Below are 1,784 nucleotides of genomic sequence, written 5' to 3' on the forward strand. Positions count from 1 at the left end.
GGCCGGCTTCGCGCGCGCGGTCTTCGCGGGTGCGGCGACGGCGCGTACCGCCGCTTGTGCCGCGCTCTTTGCCGCCTGTGCCGGCGTAGGTGCAACCTTCGCGCGGGCCGTCTTCGCCGCGGGCGCCGTTTTTTTCGTCGCAGCCGCCTTTGCCGGGGCCCGGGCCGGGACGGCCTTCTTCGCCGTCCCCTTCGCCGCGCTCGCGGCAGTCTTCGTGGCCGTCCTTGCCGCCACCGTCGTCCTTGCCATGGGGACCTCCTTCGTTAAACAAGCCAAACAATATATATCATTCGACCCATACGCGGAAGGGCGCACCCCGCGTCAGGCGCCCGTGCCGTCGCCGCCGGCGTCGCGGTAAGCCTCGGYGATGGCGGCGAACCGGTCCTCGATCTCGAAGAATGCGTCGAGCACGTCCGGATCGAAATGCGTGCCGCGGCCCTTGCGCATCACGTCCAGCGCCTGCTGATGCGTGAACGCGGGCTTGTAGACGCGGCGCGAGATCAGCGCGTCGTACACGTCGGCCACCGCCATCAGGCGCGCCGACAGCGGGATCCGCTCGCCCGCCAGGCGGTCCGGATAGCCGGAGCCGTCCCATTTCTCCTGGTGCGAATGCGCGATCTCGCGCGCGAACATGAGAAAACCGTTGGTGCCGCCGATGTGCTTCTCGACCAGCATGATGGTGTCGCGCCCGTACACGGCGTGCAGCTTCATGACCTCGAATTCCTCGCGGTCGAGCAGGCCGGGCTTTTGCAGGATGCGGTCGGGGATGCCCACCTTGCCGATGTCGTGCAGCGGCGCCGAGCGGTACAGCAATTCGACGTTCTCGTCGCTCAGCTCGGCCGCGAAGCGCGGGTGACCCTGCAGGTGCCGCGCCAGCGCGCGCACGTAGTGCTGCGTGCGGCGGACGTGGCCATCGTCCGCCTTGCCGGCCTGCTCGACCGTGTTGTCGCGCCTGTCGGCCAGCGACGCCATCGCCATGATGATGGCTTCCTGCATCAGCGCCAGCTGCGCCGTGCGGTCCTGGACGAGCTTTTCCAGGTTCTCGTTGTGCTCCTTCAGCTGGCGCCGCGCATCCAGCAGCGTGAGCTGGGTGGCCACGCGGGCGAACAGGATCGGCGGACTGACCGGCTTGGCGATGTAGTCGACGGCGCCCAGCGACAGGCCCATCGCCTCATCCTCGACCTGGCTCTTCGCGGTCAGGAAGATCACGGGAATGTCGGCCGTGACCGGATTCGCCTTCAGCTGGCGGCAGGTCTCGTAGCCGTCCAGGCCGGGCATCATCACGTCGAGCAGAATCAGGTCCAGGCCGGGCGTGGCCTGGGCAATCTGCAGCGCCAGGCTGCCGTTGTTGGCGACCTTCGTGTTATACCTGTCCTTGAGCAGGCGCGACAACAGCATGATGTTGTCGGGCGTGTCGTCGACGATCAGGATGGTCGGCCTGTCCTTGTTGTTCTTGGTACTCGTGGTTCCAGTGGCGAAGGTAGTCATCGGTTTTCCGCGATATCGGGGCGGGTCGTGGCGGCCGGCAGCAGCTGGCGCGCCTCTTCGAATTCGTAACGGGACAGGTGTTGTTCCAGGCGCGCCAGGCGCTGCGCGTCGAGCACGCCGGCCAGGTGCGCGCGCACCGTCAGGAAGTAGTCGAGTGCGTCGCCCGAGTACTCGGCCAGCAGCTGGTCGAGCTGGGCGACGGCTTCCTGCCCGGCGCCGTCCGCATCCGCAGGCAGTACCGGCGCCGCCTCGGGTGCAGATGCGGGTGCGGGCATGGCCGCCGCGCTGGCGATGTA

At 67.9% G+C, this 1,784-nt stretch carries 2 protein-coding genes and 1 pseudogene; all 3 read right to left on the reverse strand.

Going from position 1 to position 1,784, the window contains the following annotated elements; translation table 11 throughout:
- Window positions 1-271: pseudogene (locus AC1DYX_RS30830) on the reverse strand (hypothetical protein); the annotation flags it as partial.
- A 50-nt stretch (window positions 272-321) separates the two neighbouring features.
- Window positions 322-1,488, reverse strand: a complete 1,167-nt coding sequence (locus tag AC1DYX_RS30835) for a response regulator (protein ID WP_477265985.1) — start codon at window positions 1,486-1,488, stop codon at window positions 322-324.
- On the reverse strand, window positions 1,485-1,784 hold a 300-nt coding region (locus tag AC1DYX_RS30840), incomplete at its 5' end, for a hypothetical protein (protein WP_477265987.1). The genes AC1DYX_RS30840 and AC1DYX_RS30835, both read right to left, overlap by 4 nt.

The sequence above is a fragment of the Massilia sp. P2_C2 genome (genome assembly GCF_056404615.1).